At 54.8% G+C, this 19,365-nt stretch carries 11 protein-coding genes and 2 pseudogenes; 9 read left to right on the top strand and 4 right to left on the bottom strand.

Going from position 1 to position 19,365, the window contains the following annotated elements; genetic code table 11:
- Positions 1–27: 27 nt before the first annotated feature.
- Entirely contained in the window at positions 28–1,014 is a 987-nt protein-coding gene (locus tag DBV39_RS10970) for a hypothetical protein (protein WP_159078909.1), read from the bottom strand.
- Positions 1,015–1,137: 123 nt separating this feature from the next.
- Here DBV39_RS10970 and DBV39_RS10965 point away from each other — a divergent pair, with 123 nt between their 5' ends.
- The 5 genes and pseudogenes from DBV39_RS10965 (at position 1,138) to DBV39_RS10940 (ending at position 9,764) form a co-directional block, all read left to right on the top strand.
- Positions 1,138–1,806 (top strand): hypothetical protein, encoded by a 669-nt coding sequence (locus DBV39_RS10965; protein WP_159078908.1) that lies wholly within the window; start codon positions 1,138–1,140, stop codon positions 1,804–1,806.
- A 193-nt stretch (positions 1,807–1,999) separates the two neighbouring features.
- A complete protein-coding gene (locus tag DBV39_RS10960; RefSeq protein WP_108621554.1) occupies positions 2,000–6,736 on the top strand; it encodes a PAS domain S-box protein in 4,737 nt (1,578 codons plus the stop codon).
- A gap of 378 nt (positions 6,737–7,114) precedes the next feature.
- Positions 7,115–7,435 (top strand): annotated as a pseudogene (locus DBV39_RS10955) (RNA-guided endonuclease InsQ/TnpB family protein); the annotation flags it as partial.
- 265 nt (positions 7,436–7,700) lie between these two features.
- Positions 7,701–9,242 carry an IS1634 family transposase gene (locus DBV39_RS10945; protein WP_227870591.1) on the top strand — a complete coding sequence of 514 codons (1,542 nt, stop codon included), beginning with the start codon at positions 7,701–7,703 and terminating at the stop codon, positions 9,240–9,242.
- Positions 9,243–9,764: an FAD-binding protein gene (locus tag DBV39_RS10940; protein WP_108621552.1), complete on the top strand. Its 522-nt coding sequence runs from the start codon at positions 9,243–9,245 to the stop codon at positions 9,762–9,764.
- Positions 9,765–9,869: 105 nt separating this feature from the next.
- On the opposite strand, the gene DBV39_RS10935 is transcribed toward DBV39_RS10940, so the two are convergent.
- On the bottom strand, positions 9,870–11,063 hold the full coding sequence (locus tag DBV39_RS10935) for an MFS transporter (RefSeq protein WP_227870590.1): 1,194 nt from the start codon (positions 11,061–11,063) through the stop codon (positions 9,870–9,872).
- Between the two features lie 90 nt (positions 11,064–11,153).
- Here DBV39_RS10935 and DBV39_RS10930 point away from each other — a divergent pair, with 90 nt between their 5' ends.
- The 4 genes from DBV39_RS10930 (at position 11,154) to DBV39_RS10915 (ending at position 15,567) form a co-directional block, all read left to right on the top strand.
- Complete coding sequence (locus DBV39_RS10930; protein ID WP_108621551.1) at positions 11,154–12,032, top strand: AraC family transcriptional regulator; 879 nt, start codon at positions 11,154–11,156, stop codon at positions 12,030–12,032.
- A 364-nt stretch (positions 12,033–12,396) separates the two neighbouring features.
- On the top strand, positions 12,397–13,257 hold the full coding sequence (locus DBV39_RS10925; RefSeq protein ID WP_108621550.1) for a methyltransferase domain-containing protein: 861 nt from the start codon (positions 12,397–12,399) through the stop codon (positions 13,255–13,257).
- A 249-nt stretch (positions 13,258–13,506) separates the two neighbouring features.
- The gene (locus DBV39_RS10920) at positions 13,507–14,502 is read left to right on the top strand and encodes a Bug family tripartite tricarboxylate transporter substrate binding protein (RefSeq protein WP_108621549.1); all 996 of its coding nucleotides are present in this window, start codon (positions 13,507–13,509) and stop codon (positions 14,500–14,502) included.
- A 39-nt stretch (positions 14,503–14,541) separates the two neighbouring features.
- Complete coding sequence (locus tag DBV39_RS10915) at positions 14,542–15,567, top strand: amidohydrolase family protein (protein ID WP_108623230.1); 1,026 nt, start codon at positions 14,542–14,544, stop codon at positions 15,565–15,567.
- Between the two features lie 584 nt (positions 15,568–16,151).
- Here the strand turns inward: DBV39_RS10915 and DBV39_RS10910 are convergent.
- Together DBV39_RS10910 and DBV39_RS10905 are read right to left on the bottom strand one after the other, a co-directional pair.
- On the bottom strand, positions 16,152–17,546 hold the full coding sequence (locus DBV39_RS10910) for an IS1380 family transposase (RefSeq protein ID WP_108621548.1): 1,395 nt from the start codon (positions 17,544–17,546) through the stop codon (positions 16,152–16,154).
- Between the two features lie 437 nt (positions 17,547–17,983).
- Positions 17,984–19,122 (bottom strand): annotated as a pseudogene (locus tag DBV39_RS10905) (IS630 family transposase).
- Between the last annotated feature and the right edge of the window lie 243 nt (positions 19,123–19,365).

Genomic DNA, 19,365 nt, shown 5'->3' with positions numbered 1-19,365 from the left:
AACAACTTCGGGTGCAGCTATGTCGCATTACGGGCAATACTCACCAGGAGCGGCAAATGCGGGGCCGCGATTGCACTCGAAGGCTTCAGCCCGAAAGGCGGCCGGCTGATCGCCACCCATCCCGAAAGTCGCGAGTCTCTGCCACAGCGTTCCGATGGAGTCATCCAGTAGATTGCCCCACCGATAGGCAGCCTCGATGCCAAGGTCTTGTCCCAGATTGGATTCAATCACGGCCTCGATGCTCCAGTCAGGTTGTGCAGGCGCTCCCGCAGGACTATCTGTTTCGATACTGTCGACTTCTCCCAGCAGCTGATTGATGGCGATCACAGGAGAAACCATTTGTTGCGAACCTGTCACGAGCGGAGTGTCAGGCCAGGTCTCGACCGGCTGCATGTCACTCCAGGGCGCCGCATTATCAATGACGGAGGCGACGCCCATGCAAGGGGATCCCAGACACATTTCGTTTTGAGCAGCCTGGTCATCTATCTCTGTGCGACCCGCTGACATGATCATGGCGCGATTGCCCATGACCGGTTGTGTCACAAAGCGCCAGGACGTGTTTGGACCAACACCAAATGCCTCGGCATTAGCGACGTTCTCCTTACCCAGACTATCTATGAGGCCTTCCCGGATAGCCGGACCGATATTGAATCGTGCAACCTCGACGTAACTGACCGGTACAGGTCCGCCCGCACTGCCTTCAGGGGGTGCTACCCAGTTAATGCCGTATCTCACCCGGTATCGTGTGCGTTCCAGAGCGGGCTCAAGTGCGTCAAGTGCAACGACTGATAGCGGAATAGGGCCCAGTTCGGCGCCAGGTTGAAACAGGCTGTCGGCCTTCGCGCGCAGTGCGTTGTTGACTTGCTGCCATACGGTGTCTGCGTCAACGGGCTGATAACCTGACTCACTGACAAACCGGGTGGCTGGGTTAGCTGATACAGATGTTGCTACGCTCATTCCCATCAATAGTGCTGCAGCGCCACTCAGGACCTGTCGCTTAGAAGATTGCCGCATCTTGGTCTCTCCGCAAACGTTGTGGTTCAAGTCCTAAGCTTAGCCGAGAAGATGGTTGACGATACGGATTCTGGTCTGTCAGGCTATGCTGCGTCACTGTTCAGTTGAACGTTGGGAGCAAGAATGGGTTGGTTGTCTGGGTGGTTGACGAGGTCGGGTGATGACCAGTCGCTACACGCAGAGGCGCTTCGCTACGACGCGTCGAGCAGAACACGTATTCGTAAGTGGGTAAACCAGTTTTCCCCTTGGGAAATGGTGGCTGATGCATTCTGGAATACCGTTCAACAACAACGTCTGGAGAGCGGACAGGCTCCTGGCGCTCAGGAGGTGTTGACAGCCCTGCTCAACGAGCGTCGACAATCCGGGTGGGACCAGGGACAGTTGGGCTGGTACCGCAATGACACGCTCGGCTTGTGCAAGTTGGCCGCCCAGAATAATGATCACCGGCCTTGCCTGTCTCTTGCGACGATTGTCTTGATCCTGGATGCCTGCGGTGCAAACAACGATGGCTGGCATGCTCAGACAGGGCCTTTCCGCTCAGGCGCGGCATTTGTCTCCACCAGCGCATTGTTGCTGTTTGCACGATCTGCACGTCATCTTGGATATGACGCCGAGCGCCTGCACACGATATTCGTTGAAGCAGCCGAATCCATCCTGACCCCGCTCGGGTCGGCCAGGCCAGATGTCAGCCATGGCGATCTCTGGAAACTTGTCAGAGTCGATTTGACCAGAGAGCTCAAGTCGCGGTTTACGGAAAGAGCGGTGCCCTCGGTTTGCGAGCCTGTTCTATGAGCGGGATAAGCGATCCAGGATGGCAAGCGATCATAAAATCACAGAAGCTGACAGCGCAGAGGCAGAATCGGAGCAAAAGCGTTTGTGCATGCAGCATCTTCGCACCGGCTAATACCCCCAGGAGGGATAGACTCGGTAGAATTGAGGGGCCTCTATTCAAGATCGATTAGGCTAACAAAAACATGAGAGCCTGATGAGCGAAACGCTGAACCTGAAAGTTCTCTACGCGCTACCCCCTGACGGTGAACCCGTCTGGAGTGCTGCTCTTGCAGATCGTCTCGTCTCTGCCGCGTACGACGACCTCGCTACGACGTGCACCGAGGCTCAGGTTCAGGCCAGCCTGCATCAATTGTGCCGTCTCGGAATGGCGATCAGGCTTGAAGATGGCCGGTTCGTTCGCGCTGATGTTGCGTCAGCTGATACCGGTCCAGACCAGGCCGCATCCCTCGCGGAGTTGATGGCGCAGATTGCCACCACGTTGATTAACAACGACCCGAGAAACGTTGGTCAGTACATTACAAGTGCGTTAGAGCGTGTCACGACATTCACTGGGGCTGACCGCGGCTACGTGTTTGATTACGATCTCGAAGCTGGATTGGCGCATTACCGTTATGAGTGGTGCGCACCAGGAATCAGTCCGCAAATTGAACGATACCCCTCGATCCCGTTGGCGGATCTGGATGAGAGTGACTGGGTCGCACCTCATCGAGAAGGTCGATCGGTCGTCATCGACGATGTCCAGTCGCTTTCCAATTCCAGATTGCGCACGTGGCTCGAATTGCAGGATATTCAAAGTGTCGTAGTGGTACCGATCATGGCCGATGGCGTTTGCCTGGGGTTCATCGGGTTTGACTCGGTCCGGCAGCACAGACATTATGGTCAGGAGGAGGTCCGTCTTCTCGAAACCTTGGCAAGGATGCTTGCCAACCTTCACTGGAAGGAGGTCGATCGACGGGCTCTCGATCGTGCGCATGACAATCTTGACATCATTGTCGAAGGAACACAGGTTGGTACTTGGATCTGGTGGTTGCGTGCAGGCCATCTGGAGATCAACGAGAACTGGGCCTCCATGCTTGGATACACCAGGCGTGAACTTGATCCTGTCACAATTGAAACCTGGGAGAGGCTTTGCCATCCGGATGATCTGGCGCGTGCCAAGGAATTGATCGCCCAGAATATGGACGGGACGCTAACTTATTACGATGCCTTGATCCGGATGCGTCACAAGGATGGACACTGGGTCCTGGTGCAGACCCGGGGACGGCTCATGCAACGTGATCCGAGTGAAGGCATGGTTGCAGTGGGTATTCACCAGGACGTGACCGAGCGTGAGCATGCCAATCATGATTTGAAAATGCTCTCGGACATCATCAGCCGCTCTCCGGTGGTTGCGTTCAGGTGGGCGAATCTGCAAGGCTGGCCTGTCGTATATGTCAGTCCAACAGTCGAGATTCTGGGCTACAAGGCGTCGGACTTCACCGACGGTCGCCGTGTATTCCTGGACCTCATACACCCCGATGATTCGGAGCGGATCGCGCGCGAAGTGTCTCATTACATTGCGCATGGTCCCGACATGTACAAGCAGATCTACCGTTTGCGTCATGGTACGGGTAGCTGGATCTGGGTGGATGACTTTACCTGGCTGACACGTGACAGTACAGGCAATGTTGTCGAGATCAACGGGGTTTTGCAGGACATATCCGGGCGCAAGCAACTTGAGAGGGAACTGCGTTTGTATGCAACGCTGATCGACAACTCTGTCGATGTGGTTGTACTGAGGGATCGTGATCTGCGGTACCGGACTGCAAATAGTGGCTTTATGAGGCTGGCTGGCAAGTCGCTGGATGATGTGATCGGTCGTACGGATGCCGAGGTGTTTGCAGGGCTGATCGATCCCGCCTCCATTGAAACGTATCAGGACAATGCCAGACGCGCATTGAGTCTCGCGCGCGGTGATAGCTTTGTCGTGGAGGATCAGATTGTTGACAAAGCTGGCGAGCTTCACGAGTTTCGTTCGCGACACTTTCCTGTGTTTGATGAAGAGACGAACGATCTATTAGGGGCAGCCACAATCTCGATCGAGATTACAGATCTCAAGCGCACTCAGGTCGCCCTGGAAAACAGTGGGCACCGGTTCAGGGCGCTCTTCGAGAGGTCGCCTGTCGGTATCATGATTCATGACCCTGACACAGGGGATGTGCTTGATGCAAACAACCAGGCATTGAGTTCCTACCAGGTGCAGGACATTGCACAATTGAAAGCGATGCGGGTATGGGGTCAGCCTGCACCCTTCAGTCCGGCTGACGCTCAGACATGGGTGAGGCAGGCTGTGCAGTCTGGTCGCCAGCACTTCGAATGGCGATCGATCAACCCCCAAGGTAAAGTTGTCTGGGAGTCTGTGACGCTTGAGCCGATCCGGGTCGATGGTGCCTTGCGAGTGATGTCAATCAGTATTGATATCACTGAGAAGGTCATCGCCCAGCAGGCGCTGGCTCAGAGCGAAGCCCGCTTCAGAGGGCTTCTGGAACATTTGCCGAATGTTGCCGTTCAGGGATATGACAGGAACAAGCAGGTCATTTTCTGGAACAAAGGAAGTGAGTCGATCTACGGGTACACGGCCAGACAGGCGATGGGGCAGCCAATGAACAGCTTGATCGTTCCGGCGGCCGTGCAGAAGGATCTTTCGGAGAAGATCGACCGATGGCTGGACGGGGGCGAGGCGATTGCGCCGAGCGAGATGGATCTGGTCGACAAGGATGGGGCGACCAAGGTGGTATTTTCGAGCAAAGTGTTGCGGGATTCATCTGATGGGGAACCAGAGCTTTATTGCATCGATGTGGACCTGACTGAACACAGGCAGGCACAAAAGCGGCTCGAACTATTGGCTCGTGTGTTCAGCCATTCCTACGACGGTGTTGTGATTACGGACAGTACCGCCTCGATCATCGAGGTAAACGACCGCTACTGCGAGATGACGGGATATAGCCGTAAAGAGCTGATTGGACAAAATCCTTCCATTCTTCATTCTGGTAGGCAGGACAGAGCATTCTACGAGTCGATGTGGCGTCATCTCAATGAGCATGGCTTCTGGGTCGGTCAGATCTGGAACCGGTCCAGATCGGGTGAGCAATATGCGATCGAAACCCGGATTACCACGCTCAAGAGCACCGACGGTGAAGTCGTCAACTTCATCGCAAACGTCACGGATATCACCGAACGCTTGGATTATGAAGATCGGCTCAAGCGCGTTGCTTTCTATGACCAACTGACGGGCCTGCCAAACCGGGCATCGGTGTCAGATGCGTTGAGGCAGGCTCTTGCCCGACACAAGATGCTGGATTTGCCGCTTGCGGTGGTCTTTATTGATCTTGACGAATTCAAGTTGATCAATGATAGCCATGATCATGAAACCGGTGATCGCTACCTTCAGAATATTGCCAGACGTCTGGAATCGATCATCCGTAAAGGTGATATTGCTGCGAGGTTTGGAGGAGATGAGTTTGTACTTGTCATCCAGAACATGGAACAGGCCTCTGCCGAGCACCCTGTTTTCAGGAGGCTGCTCGATGCCTTGCGTGATCCAGTGGTGCTGGACGGCAAAACGTTGCGCCTGACCGCGAGCTTTGGCGTGACTTTTTATCCTCAGGATGGTGCTGTTGACGCTGACCAGCTTTTACGTCAGGCCGATCAGGCGATGTATTCTGCCAAGCAGCACGGAAAGAACCAGATTGTGTTCTTTGACTCCGCGTTTGAACGGTCCATCATTGAGCGCAATGCTCGCACCGAACAGTTGCGCCGCGCAATCGAGAATGGCGAGATGGTTTTGCACTACCAGCCTCAGGTCGATATGGCGGCGGGAACTGTGTTCGGTGTTGAGGCGCTGGTGCGATGGAATCATCCTTCTGAAGGGCTACTGTATCCCGACAAGTTTCTGGACTTGATCCAGGGGCATGAAAGGCTTGGGTTAATGTTGACCCGGTGGGTGCTAGCACAGGCGTTCACGGATCTGGAAGACTTGCTGGCAAAAGGTCACCGGATTGGGATGAGCGTCAATATCATCATTGCGGCGCGTGAGAGTCTGCGGATCTCGTTTATGAATGAGTTGCGTGATCTGCTTCACCGACATCCGGGCATTTCTCCTGATTTGCTGACGCTGGAAGTGGTGGAGAACATCCTGATCGATGACCTCTCGCTTGCCACCAAAACCATTCAGGAGATACAGAATCTGGGCGTTCAGATCTCCCTGGATGATTTTGGAACGGGGTTTTCTTCGTTGTCCTACTTGAAACACCTCTCATTTAATGAGCTTAAGATCGATCAGGGTTTTGTACGTGACATGCTCGCAGATCGAGAGGATATGACAATCGTGCAGGCCGTTGTCAGCCTTTCGAAGTCGTTCAATGTACCTGTGATCGCAGAAGGGGTGGAAACCAGTCGTCATGCCCTGATGTTGTTACGTCTTGGTTGTCAGCGTGCACAGGGATATGCAATTTCCCGTCCGATGCCGGTCTCGGCATTGATCCCTTGGCTTGAGCAGTGGCAGCCCGATTCCTCCTGGAGAGGTGTCAGACCCATTCCCACAAGCTTTTATCCTGTCGCGTTAATGATGGCAGCCCATGAAGGGTGGGTGGATGCACTGGAGCTTTACTTGCAAGGTGAGCGGTCAGATCCACCGGTGCTCGATTCCCGCTCTTGTGGGTTTGGCGAGCTTGTTTGTCAGTATGCGTCGTCAGACCAGATCTGCGTGATTGTCAGGCAGGCCCAGCAGCACCATATTGCCCTGCACGATGCCGGAAAGGATGCGATCATTGCGTATCAGAAGGGCGATGTCAGTCAGGCGTGGGTGCACTTTTCGAGGGTGCGAGAACAGTCAAAAAGCATGAATTCGATGGTCTGGCAGTGTCTGGAGCAAAGCAGCCAAGCTGGCTGATGGTTTATCCTGCCTGGTGCGTATCCAGGCAGGATAAACTTCCCTTGACGTGCGCCGCCACGGTCATTGCCTCGCGCTGGGCGCTGGCCGATGGTTGTAAGGATAGAGGCGCTGGCTGCACGAAATCCAACTGCTCCCAGAGTGGCTTACCGAAAAAGCCTGCGCTTGATGCCGCTTGAGCCGGGGAACTCACCGCGATCAAGGGCCGGCGGCGTCCCTTCCTCGCGGGCGCAATCCAGCATGCATGCCAGGCTGCCGTCAATCGACAACGCGGGCAGCCTCAGGCAAAACAAGCAACTCTTGACCGATTCAACGCAGAAGCCGCATGTTTCCATTTATCCCGGCTATAAGATTAGTTGCTTTGACCGAGGCAAGCGGCTGCGTCAAGGCTGGTTCGAGTTCCGACGGCAACTGGAGTATAAGCAGGCATGGCGAGGCGGTCAGGTGGTGGCGGTCATTCCACGCAACACCAGCCGTACCTGCTCGTGCTGCGGTCATGTGTCGGCGCAGAACCGCCAGACGCAAGTCCGCTTTGCTTGTGTCGACTGTGGATTCGAGGAAAACGCCGATCTCGTCGGCGCGATCAATATCTTAGCGGCAGGACATGCCGTGTTGGCCTGTGGAGGAACGGTGCAGTCGGGCCGTCCGACGAAGCAGGAACCCGCCGAAGCGACTACGCAGGAGCTTGCTCTTGTTTAGCGCCGTAGGAATCGCCTTTCTTCAGGTGGGCGAGGATGTCAAATGCGATGCAACTGCTTTCAGCAAGTACGGCCATGGTTACGCCAAGCCCTTTTTGCCTTTAGGTAATCTATTGCGAACGGGATATTTGGTTCGTGCTGATAGCGTTCCTGACTTCTGCCAACTTTATTAAGAAAAATTGAGAATTGAAAAATAGTTGTTATTTTTCAATTCCTTGCAATTTCCCAGAAGACGTAAACACGTACTAAATGCTATCTTTTCGCTCATGCGAGGAGATCTCACCGTCAGAAAGACCCGGACCAAATCAGGCGCGACCGCCGTTCAGGTGGTGCGATACAAGGCATCGCGCTGTGAGGTCGTCAAACACATGGGCAGTGCGCACGATGACAGCACCCTCCAAACCCTGCTGGCCGAGGCCCATCGCTACGCAGAGGCACATTGCGTGCAGCCCAGTCTCTTTGCCGAGGAGCTGGCACCACCCCCAGCGGTTGACATGCGTCACGCCAGTGTCATCGGCGTCACCCATCAGTTTGCCCGTTCGGCATTGCTGGCCTGTGCCAAACGTTGCGGTTTGAGCGAACTGCACGAGCTATACCTCGATCTGGCCCTCATGCGGATCATTGAGCCAGCTTCCAAGCTGCGCACTCTACAACGACTACAGGAACACTTTGACGTGCGCTATGCGGAGCGCACCGTCTACCGCTTGTTGCCTCGACTCGTTGAGCAGCAACCGCATATCGAGTCAGCCGCCATTGCCCTGGTGCAGAATGAGCTCAAGGAGCCGTTGAACCTGGTTCTCTATGATGTCACGACGCTGTACTTCGAGTCGTTCAAGGAATATGACTTTCAACGACCCGGTTTCTCCAAAGACAACAAACCCCAGCAACCTCAGATCGTCATCGGTCTGATCACCACCACGTCAGGCTTTCCCGTCATGCACGAAGTCTTCGAGGGCAATACCTTCGAAGGTCACACGATGCTGGACATTCTCAGGCGCTTTGAGCAACGTGTCGGATCGGCTTGCAAACCCGTCATCGTGGCCGATGCTGCCATGCTTTCGACGGAGAACATGCACCAGTTACAGCAACAAGGCTATCGATACATCGTAGGGGCTCGACTGGCCAACCACAGCAAGGCATTCATTGATCAGATCGACGCAAAAATGCCACGCATTGACAAAGCTGTGCGCCGGTTCTCTCACACACTCAGGAATAGCAAAGTTCAAGTTGACGTCAGTATCGTGTGCCAGTTCTCGGACGCACGCTACAAGAAAGACAAGCGAGAGCTCGAAAAACAGGTCAGCCGTGCGCGAGCACTGCTCGATCGCGACGAGCCAGGCAGAAGGGCTCGATTCATCAAGAAGTCCAACAGCAAGGGCCAGTTCGAGTTCAACGATGAACTCAACGAAAAGGCGCAGACGCTGCTTGGCATCAAGGGTTACGTGACCAATATCTCACCACAGGATTTGTCTGATGAGGACGTGGTGCGCCATTATCACGACCTCTGGCATGTCGAACAGGCATTCCGGATCAGCAAGTCAGATTTGCAGGCACGGCCCATTTATCATCGTACGCAGGACGCGATTCGTTCGCACATCGTCACCTGCTTCATGGCCTTGATGATGGCGAAGTATCTGGAAATCAAAACCAGTGTGTCGATCAGGCGAATTCGAGATGAGTTGTGGAAAGTGCATGATGTCCGGATTCGTGACGACCGCACCGGGTTCGTCCACCCCCTGAGGATGCAATCGGAATCCGCCGTGATCAAAAAGCTGACCGAGCTGTTGAAACTCGAAAACACGTACTAAATGGCAGAACTCGGGAGTCCCGGCCTTGGTTACGCCAAGCCCTTTTTGCCTTTAGGTAATCTATTGCGAACGGGATATTTGGTTCGTGCTGATAGCGTTGGAGGTCTGGCAGAGAGGATTGGAATAGATTCCAGTGTGCTGGAGGAGACCATATCGAATTACAACACTCACGCCCAGCGAGGCGAGGATCCCGAGTTCGGCAAGGGCAAGGACCTCTACTGCCATTATCTAGGCGACCCGGGCAATAGCTACAACCCGAATGTGGCCCCTCTTGACAAAGGCCCATATTATGCAGTCTGGATGTACGCCGGTGATATCGGCAATTTTGCTGGTATTCGTACCGACGAACATGCTCGGGTGTTAAGAACCGACTCAAGCGTTATTCCTGGACTTTTTGCGGTTGGCAATGATATGGCCAGCGTGTTTCGAGGTAGTTATCCAGGCGGTGGCTCATTGATTGGGCCAGCAATGACATTCGGCTTCACTGCCGCGCGCTGTCTGGCCAAACAAGAAGGAAACTGAGTTGGCCGAGTAGAACGTTTCGACCATACCGTTGCACACTAAGCTGGCCCGAGATCAGATTGAGCCACGATCCGTGTCTGGGTGTGCCCTGGTTTCACCCTGTCGTCATAAGCTTCTGGCGTGTGAGGTATTTGGTAACTGGCTCACCACGATCAGCGTCATGATTGTGGTTGCAGCCATGAGTGTGAGCAGGCTGGTAAATCCTGCTGTCTTTACAATCGGACCGATCAGCCAGACCGCGAGCGAGCTGCCACCGAAGGCAACTGCTAGGCGCATGCCTGTGACTCGAGATCGCATCGAATCATCTACAAAACGCACAATCATCGCGTCAGTGAAGGGGATGGCACCAAAGATGGCCGCCATGAAAGCGACCTGCAGGATATAGAAAACCCATCCATCCGAGGTCGCAGCAGCGATAAGGGCCACGAACTGAAGGGCGACAATCGATTGGTACAACCTTTTCAAGGGGAATCGGTCCAACAGTTTTCCAACCAGCAGTTGGGTGAAGGACGCGATGACATAGACCAGTGCAAGCATGGCGCCCAGAACGGCTGGATCCTGAAAGATGTTGTTGATCCGGCTGGATAACAGTTCATAGTTACTGTTAACGGAAAAGTTGAACACCATGCTTGCGCTGGTAGCGGCGATCGTCATGATGATCAGTAGCTTTGTCATGGACAGGCCGTGACGAGATCCGGATGCGGTGGACTTCTTCTTTGCGGGTGAGAGTTGGTTTTTGGGGGATAGCAATGTGAAAGCAATGCCACAGGCGATGCTTATGATCCCGGGTACGATAAACGCCGCTCGCCAGTCAAAGAACTTGACGAAGAATCCGGTAACGACCGCAGCTGCCGCCAACCCGAGATTGCCGGCCAGTCCGTTCACGCCAATTGCCCAGCCGGGACGCGTCTCGCCTTCGACCAGCATGGGAATGCCAACAGGATGGTAAATGGACGCTGCACATCCTAGCAAGGCTAGCGCAAATGCCAGTTGCCATGGCGAATTCGAAAATCCCACCAGAATGGATGCGACGCCAAGACTGAAAAAGAACAGGATCATCATGGGTCGACGACCCCAGAGGTCGCCAAGACGGCCTGATGGTATGGATCCTAGTCCGAAGAAAAAGAACGCTCCAACACTGTAGGGCATCAGGTCCTCCCAGCTTTGAAGCCCAAATTCCGATGTGATCGAAACAACCGCAGTCGCAAAGATCAGCAGCATCATGTGGTCCAAGGCGTGGCCGATGTTTAGTAATAGGCGTGTTGCAAAGTTATGTTTGCTGATTTGTGTATCCATCATTCCGGGGCTCGAGACAGTGTCACTCTTGATGCGGTGATTCAAGCAGTTTGATCTAGAGTATGATGGCCTTGTTGTCATGAATCGCCAATAATGATTCCAAAACCGCCATCTCCCTCGCTCGCGTTGCAAACCTTAAGTCATCACCCCGATGCAAAGTCAGCCAACGCGGTTCCTCGCGCAGTCGTCGCATTCGCCAGAACGGATCGAGCTGGTCATGTTATCGCGCGCCATAGTCATGAACGTGACCAGCTTGTTTACGCGATCAAGGGGGTCATGAGCATCGAGGCGCTCAACACGGTGTGGACGATCCCCCCAAGCTATGGCCTCTGGATTCCAGCAACTGTGGAGCATTCGGTTCGTATGGATACGGAAGTGGAAATGCGAACACTGTATATTTCTAGTGGAGTCGTTCCGTTCCCGGATAACGAGTGCCAGGTCCGGGCGATCTCACCTCTGCTTCGTGAATTGATCATACGCGCCGTGACCATTTCACCGCTATATGACGAGTATGGTCCGGATGGCCGACTCATGCAGGTCATCGTGGATGAAATCGCTCAGCAAGTCAGCGCTCCGCTCGGGCTGAGGTTCCCGTCAGACAAGCGCTTGGCCGAGCTCTGCCAGCACGTGCTTGACCATCTTGGTGAGTCAGAGCCTATCGGTCGGCTGGGTAGCCGGGTAGGTTTGTCCGAGAGAAGTGTCATGCGCCTGTTTCCTCAACAGACTGGCATGACGTTTCATGCATGGCGCCAGCAAGCCCGCCTCATGCGTGCGTTCTCCCTGGCCGAGCAGAATCGACCATTGGGCCTGATTGCTTCCGAGTTGGGTTACAGTTCTTCGGCAGCCTTTGCGAAGATGTTCAGAAGGGTTTTTGGTGCCTCGCCTCGCATCCTGCTCAGAGCAACGCAGGGCGCAAGCGTAGGGTCATGGAAAGGTCGACCTTGGGATGATCAGCACCAAGGTGGCGTTTAGCGATCAGATCACTCGCTCCGAAGTCGGGTTGACGCCCAGACGAAACCGTAACGCGTAAAGCGCAGGGACAAATCGAAAGGTAATCGCGATTCCACCCACAACTACCGCTGACCAGTGCGTTGGCGAGAGGCCCCAGGAAGCTGTCTGATTACGCGGAACAAGGGCCAGGACAGCAGTCAGAGCAGTCAGTATGACCGACCGGGGACGATGTTATGGTCCTTCAGGGACATTAGCTTGCTGTGTATAACCGGGGCCCTTTTGAGTGCGGCGGTCGCTTCGGCTACGCGTAAAAGTGAAGCGTAAAAGCTGAGAACCCCGTATAAAAGTCAGCTACGATGAAACGGGCGATGATGAGGGCGTTTTCATGAGACGATCAACTGAAATGATGTGCGATCGGCGCACACCGATTGCAGGTTTGCTGGTGTCGGTGTTTCTGGTTGGCGGTTGTTCTACGACCGGTCCGGATGGAGAGTACCGACCTTTACGTGCCCAGCATGGCAAGGATGTGATGTGGGTGCCGACGCCCGATAAGCTTGTGGACAACATGCTTGAGATGGCCCAGGTCGGACCGGATGATCTTGTGTACGATCTTGGCGCGGGAGACGGAAAAATTGCGATTGAAGCTGCCCGAAAATTTGGTGCGACCGCAGTGGGGATTGAGTACAACCCGGATATGGCTGAGTTTGCCAGGCAGAAGGTCAGGGCTGCCGGTGTCGAGGACAAGGTGACGATCGTGACCGGGGACATCTTCGAAGCGATCTTCTCGAAAGCCGACGTTCTGACGCTCTATTTGCTTGAACGCTTGAACATCCAGTTAAAGCCCCAGATCCTGGCGATGAAACCTGGGACACGGGTGGTGTCGAACACATTCAGAATGGGAGCATGGCAACCGGACGACACCACATCTGTCGAGGATGGCTGGAGTGCCTATTTATGGATTGTTCCAGCAAAGGTTGAGGGTAAATGGCAGTTCTCGGGCGTCCCCGGAATGCCCGACGGTGTGCTGGATATCAGGCAGTCATTTCAGAATGTCACTGGTACCTATACGCCATCGTCTGGCACGGCGCTGCCAGTTCAGGGTCGCTTGGATGGCGCAACTCTGGCACTCGAACCCCAAACCGGTTTCGCGGATGGCATGGGGCGGTCGGTACAGTTCGTGGTTGACGGGCAACAGTGGCGTTTTCCGGGCAGTGAGCGGGCCATCGTCGCGAGAAAAGTGCCCTAATTGGTCACTACCGCGCGTAAGGCGCACAGGATTTGTTGCCCCGCAGTTTTGCTTGTGCGGGGGCTTTCGCGTGGAGCCAGCCTTCCGTTCGCTGGAATCCTGCTTAGAGTGCAAGCCGACCCGAGTCTGCCCCATGATAAGCTCAGGCTCACTAAGCGAGGTGAGTTGGATCGCCGTCTGGCGCAATGGCAATCGCGCTGCGGCGATGGGCGTCGATCTACAAGCTTTAATAATGAACAGGGAGTAGTCATGGCAGTTTCTTTCCATCTTGATGTATTCAAAAAGTCTCTTGTTGGCGCGACTGCTGCGCTAGCCTTGAGTGGCCTGCCAGCCCAGGCGTCTGATGCAACAGACTATCCTGATAGTCCCATTCGTATTGTTGTTCCCTTTGCGGCTGGTGGACCAGCCGATCTGGCTGGCCGTGCATTTGGTCAATATCTCGGCGATGAGCTCAATGGATCAGCCGTGGTTGATAACCGCGGTGGCGGCGGCGGTGTCGTGGCGATCAACTCGGTTGCAGGCGCGAATCCGGACGGTCATACTCTGCTGTTTGCGGCTTCGGGTAACGTCACTGTACAGCCACTGCGAACCAATCCACCCATGCAGATCGATGAGTTGCTACGACCCATCTCCCAGGCGACGTCAAGTCCGCACGGGCTTTTCATTTCTGCGAAGCTACCTGTCGATACGCTTGAGGAGTTCATTGCCTACGCCAAAGAGAATCCGGGCAAACTGAACTTTGCAACACCAGGTGTGGGAGGTCTTGGCCATCTCGGTATTGAATACTTCAAGAATGCTGCCGGTATCGATGCGCAGACCATTCACTACAAGGGATCATCGCAAGCCGTTAAAGACATGATTTCCGGGGAGGTCCATGCCATGCTGAGCAGCCCGGCATCATTGCAGGGCCTGGTGGATCAGGGCATGCTGAAGATGGTTGGCCTGACAGGTCCGACCCAATCCCAAGCCATGAAGGATGTGCCAATGGTCTCGCGTGCCGTCCCGGGATTCGAATACAACACCTGGTATGGTTTTTACGCTCCCAAGGACACACCTGACGCCGTGATTGAAAAAATCACACAAGCTCTCTCGAATATCGATAGTCAGAGCGAGCTTGTCAAGAATCTTCAGGCGCAGGGCGTCGATGTCGTGATCACCAATCCCGCCAAGCTCGATCAGCTTGCCAAGGACGACACGCAGAAGTGGCAGAAGGTAATCAGTGATGCCGGCATCAGCTTTAATTGATCTGGCTACGAGTTGAGGTAGAGAAACATGCAGAAGAGTCTGGTAATTGACTGTCATGGTCACTACACCACCGCACCTAAGCAGCTCAACGAGTTTCGTCAGAAGCAGCTGGCGCGATTTGAGTCGGAAGGGACCTATCTTGATCCACAGGTCAATATCACCGATGATGAAATTCGTGAAAGCCTGGAGAACAATCAGCTAAAGATTCAGGCGGAACGAGGTGTTGATCTGACGATCTTTTCACCGACGGCGGGTGCCATGGCACACCACCACGGAGATGCTCGTATTAGTGCCGACTGGTCAAGGGCGTGCAATGACTTGATTCATCGCGCTGTTTCTCTCTACCCCAGCAGACTGGCAGGTGTTTGTCAGTTGCCGCAGTCGCCTGGTGTCAGTCCAGGCAACTGTGTTGCTGAGCTCACCCGGTGTGTGGAGGAACTCGGGTTCGTGGGTTGCAACCTGAATCCGGATCCTTCCGATGGTTACTGGACGGATCCCCCTCTTACAGCGCGACACTGGTATCCCTTGTTCGAGAAACTGGTGGAACTTGACGTGCCGGCGATGATTCATGTCAGTTGCTCTTGCAACCCGAATTTTCATCACACAGGCGCGCACTATCTTAATGGTGATACGACTGCCTTCATGCAGTTCATTCAGGGCGATGTTTTCAAAGACTTTCCGACACTGCGGTTCATCATTCCCCATGGCGGAGGTGCAGTTCCCTACCATTGGGGCCGATATCGTGGGCTTGCTCAGAACCTCGGTCGGCCTCCGCTGCAGGAACTGCTGAACAATGTCTTTTTTGATACGTGCGTCTACCATCAGCCTGGTGTTGACCTTTTGTTAAACGTCATTCCTGCCGAGAATATCCTTTTTGCATCTGAGATTGTCGGGGCGGTCAAGGGCATTGATCCTACAACTGGCCACTTCTACGATGATACCAAGCGGTATATCGATGCTGTTGCGCATCTATCTGCAGATGATCGCAACAAAATCATGAGTGGCAATGCATTGAGGGTGTATCCAAGGTTGCGCGCACAACTGGAAAAGCACAACGTGTTGTAGAAATCTGGTTGAGACGATTTGCTGATCACTCTGCAATGAGGTTTCAGCGATGAATGCTTGAGCGCACGAGAAGCTCGTAGCAGGAGGTTGTTCGGAGGGCGTCGAGTTGTCCATACCCGAAAACCAGGAGGTCTGATCTGGACTCAACGCCCGTTGGGTCCAATGCCATTGAAGGTGGGAGATTGTCGCACTCCGCTTCGGCTTGATGACACATCCGTGACAGCCTGGTCAGGGTCAGGTGAGCACTGTTACAAATACCGCCAGCATGGGCGGTATCTCAATGAGAAATATGGGACTGCGAACGACAAAAAATCTGAAATCTGATTGATTTGCAGGTTGTTACGTGTCTTTAACCCGAACGTTTCATAAACCGGGCCTGAGTGCTGCGACTTCCCTGGTTCTTCCTGATTTCTGCACCCTTTGACGTTTCCGTTGCGCGTGCCATGCAGATTGGAGAGTGGATTTTGCCAACTTCTTACCTGCTTTCGCCGATTTCGGCCTGAACGGGTCAGCAACAAGCGTGCATCAACCTCCGATGTCTCGGTTTTGAATTTTTAAAGGGTTGTCTGATCGCGTGTCTGCGCTCAGGCCGGTGCGGGTGGCCGCTGTGTCTGGTAGAGCAGTTCGGTCACCCGCTCCAGAATCCCTTTCACCGGACACCCTGTGGGCAAGGACAGACGAATCCGGTCTTTGTACTGCACGACCCGCACGGCGAGCTTGAACAGCTTGAGGATGATGGTCCCGGGCTGCGCTCTGGCCAGCTCCGTGTGTGCCAGCGTATTCTCACGCAGGCTGTGGATCAGCACATACGCTGCACAGGCATAGAACATCCGCATGTGGTTGGCAAGGAAGGTGTGGTCAGAGGTGCGATCGCTGGCCCGATCGTTCTTGATGGCCTTGATGTAGTTCTCGTCCTGGCCGCGAGCGCAGTACAGCTCGCGATAGAGCAACTCGGCTGTGGGCTCGTTCAGTGAGCTCACCACAAACCGGGGGTTCTCGCCCAGCGCCATCACCTCAGCCTTGAGCACGACCCGATAGGCCTTGGGCCAGGTGCCGGCCTGATAGGACAGGTCGTCATACAGGCGGGTTGCACCCGGGGCAGGCAAGCCGAGATGGCGGGCGCTTTCGCAGCGCGACTGGTAATGGGACTTTGCTCGCTCAAGCAACGGTTGCGCCAGGGGTAGCAGCACCTTGTTGCCCGCCAGTCCAAAGATGAAGTCCATTGCGGGGTCCTGCTCACATAACGCCATGAGTTCCGGGTTGGAGAAATGGCCATCACCGCGCAAGATGATGTGGGTGTCGGGCCAGGCCTGGCGCAGCGCGCGCACCACACGCGCGATGATGGCGGCATTTTCCCGACCTGTGGGGCGCTTGCCCGGGCGCAGGATGGCCGTGATCAGCTTGCCCGAGAGTCCCTCGAACAGAAACAACGGCATGTAGCAGTGGTGGCGGTAATGGTGGTTGTAAAAGGCGAGTTCCTGCTGGCCGTGAGTGGGATCCTCGAAGTGATCCATGTCGAGCACGATCAAGGCCGGGGCCTGGGCATAGCTGTCGATAAAGGCGTGGACAAAGCTTTTGGCAAGACGATAGATATCACGACGAGTCAGATTGTTCTCCAGCCGTGACAGCGTCGGGCCTGAGGCGAGGTCGGTGTCTGCGTCCAGCGGTGCACGGCCCGCGGCGAGCTTGAACATCGGGTCTGCACGCAAGGCGTTGGCGTCATTGCCATCGGCATATCCGCATGCGCTCTGGAACACGCGCTGGCGCAGCAGATCGGTCATGGAATGCGAGATATACGACGGATGGCGTTTGTCATGGATTGCGCCAGCCAGACGCGAGATCAGCCCGGTTTGCAGATCCGTACCCCGAAGCAGGATGGCGCCGAAATCGCTCGACAGGGCACCACCATCAAACTGTGCACGCACGGTGAAACCAGCACTGGCAGGAAAGCGAAGCTGGGTTGGGATAGAATCATTCATGGGCGGTTTTGTTTAAGCTTCTTACGAAGCGTTATTGGCGTAATCCCAATTGTATCAATGGGTTAAACAAATACCGCCCATTTCCGTGAAAAATCCGGGCTAGGGAAATCTGAAGAGCGAAAGTACTTGAAGGTGAGTGACGGGCAGGCTACCGTCAATGTGAATCCTTTCTTCATCATGTACGGACCAGTACCGGAAAGAATCTAGGCATCCCGATCACGCAGATCGCACTGTCTTTGACTTGACAAGGAAGAAGACTGTGAGCTGTGGACGCCCTCTGTCCGCCTGGTCAATCCGCAGTAGCCTGGCTGAGCAGCCATCATCGAGTGTAGGTCTCGCTCCTGAAAAGAGGTTGGGGTATCGCCCTTGTCGGGAAGGAAGGTCGAGGATCGACCGGAATACTCACTAGTAGATCGTTTCAACAATACAGTTACAAATCATGAAAGCCCGAGGTCGAACTTGTTCCAGCGAAACACCACGGGCAGCTGATTCATCTCCTCGACTCCTTTCATGATTCTGGTTTTCAACTCTTCGATCGAATCGACCCGAATGTGACGCAAGAAGGTTCTTGCCATCTTCGAGAATGCACATTCGATCAGGTTGAGCCACGATCCATGTTTGGGTGTGTGGACGTACTCGAACCGACCGGGGCACGTGGCCAGATAAGCCATGGTCTCTTTTGAGATGTGCGAAGAGTGATTGTCCAGAACCAGCCGTATGACTGACTCGGGTGGATAGTACGCATCAATTTCCTTGAGCAGAGCAATGAATTCGACACTTCGGTGGCGATCCTCGGTGCGCGCAAAGATATGACCGGAGTGCAAGTCAATGCCGGCCAGAATGGAAACCGTGCCATGGCGGACATACTCGTAGTCGCGCGACACTGTTGCGGCCTTGCCGGGGACCGGCGGTAAATCGGGTGCAGTCAGGCCCAGCGCCTGCACCCCCGGTTTCTCATCCACGCTGACGGTGTAGACCGGGTTTGTGGCAGACTTCCGGGTGTGGCAGTTCTGATAGAGCGAGACCCCCGATAGACAAGCAGCACCTCTTGCATCTTGCGATCAAACTCCGGATCTCGGCGCTCGGGGTAGTACCGAATCTTGTGTGGCTTGATTGCGTTCTCGTTCAGAATTCGCCAGATGGTGCTCTTGCCGGCCTCGGCGAGTCTGGTGTGCCCCACCTCGAGAGCATGCTTGCGGATATGAGCCGCCAGTGCCGAGATGGTCCAGAGCTCCGCAGACAAACCCAGATCTTTCGGCTTGACGCAGGCGATACTCACCACCCACGCTTTTGCTTCGTCAGAGATTTCTGGCTCGTGTGGACGGTGATAGGAGTCTTTCAAGCCTGCGCTGGCCCCGGCAGCCAGTGCCTTGTCAATGCACTTGTAAATCATGGGTCGGCCCACACCGATCTGGCGCATCAAGTCGCTGATCGAAGCCCCATCGGCGTAACCCAAGAGTATCTTGGCCCGTTCAACCTCGCGAATCGGTGCGGTTCGAGAGCCCGCAAGCTGCGTGAGCATTGCGCGCTGTTCTGCTGTCAACACCAGTGCGGCGCGACTGGTTTTTCTGGCCATGATGGTTTCCCTCCAGGAAACATAAAAGTATCATGGCCGTTATACTCTATTTTGTAACTATATTGATGGAACGATCTACTAGTCACTCACGGGCAACCGGCACGGCCGTAGCCGTTCTCGCCACGGCTCGCCCATAGATGGCGCACAGTAGCGTTCGGACGTAAAAATACCGCCAGGTGGCGGTCGTCCGCCTTGAGTAGTTCGGGGTTCCAAGCCCGACTGCTTTTGTCTCAGCAGTGCGGC

It is taken from the genome of Orrella marina, from assembly GCF_003058465.1.
GTDB classification, from domain to species: Bacteria; Pseudomonadota; Gammaproteobacteria; order Burkholderiales; family Burkholderiaceae_B; genus Algicoccus; species Algicoccus marinus.
Note: the sequence above shows the minus strand (reverse complement) of the source record. Positions and strands in the feature narration are given on the sequence as shown.

Excerpts from the sequence above, each read along its gene's own strand:
- DBV39_RS10970 (WP_159078909.1), bottom strand. The coding sequence starts at position 1,014 with ATGCGGCAATCTTCTAAGCGACAGGTCCTGAGTGGCGCTGCAGCACTA.
- DBV39_RS10965 (WP_159078908.1), top strand. The coding sequence starts at position 1,138 with ATGGGTTGGTTGTCTGGGTGGTTGACGAGGTCGGGTGATGACCAGTCG.
- DBV39_RS10960 (WP_108621554.1), top strand. The coding sequence starts at position 2,000 with ATGAGCGAAACGCTGAACCTGAAAGTTCTCTACGCGCTACCCCCTGAC.
- DBV39_RS10945 (WP_227870591.1), top strand. The coding sequence starts at position 7,701 with ATGCGAGGAGATCTCACCGTCAGAAAGACCCGGACCAAATCAGGCGCG.
- DBV39_RS10940 (WP_108621552.1), top strand. The coding sequence starts at position 9,243 with ATGGCAGAACTCGGGAGTCCCGGCCTTGGTTACGCCAAGCCCTTTTTG.
- DBV39_RS10935 (WP_227870590.1), bottom strand. The coding sequence starts at position 11,063 with ATGATGGATACACAAATCAGCAAACATAACTTTGCAACACGCCTATTA.
- DBV39_RS10930 (WP_108621551.1), top strand. The coding sequence starts at position 11,154 with ATGATTCCAAAACCGCCATCTCCCTCGCTCGCGTTGCAAACCTTAAGT.
- DBV39_RS10925 (WP_108621550.1), top strand. The coding sequence starts at position 12,397 with ATGAGACGATCAACTGAAATGATGTGCGATCGGCGCACACCGATTGCA.
- DBV39_RS10920 (WP_108621549.1), top strand. The coding sequence starts at position 13,507 with ATGGCAGTTTCTTTCCATCTTGATGTATTCAAAAAGTCTCTTGTTGGC.
- DBV39_RS10910 (WP_108621548.1), bottom strand. The coding sequence starts at position 17,546 with ATGAATGATTCTATCCCAACCCAGCTTCGCTTTCCTGCCAGTGCTGGT.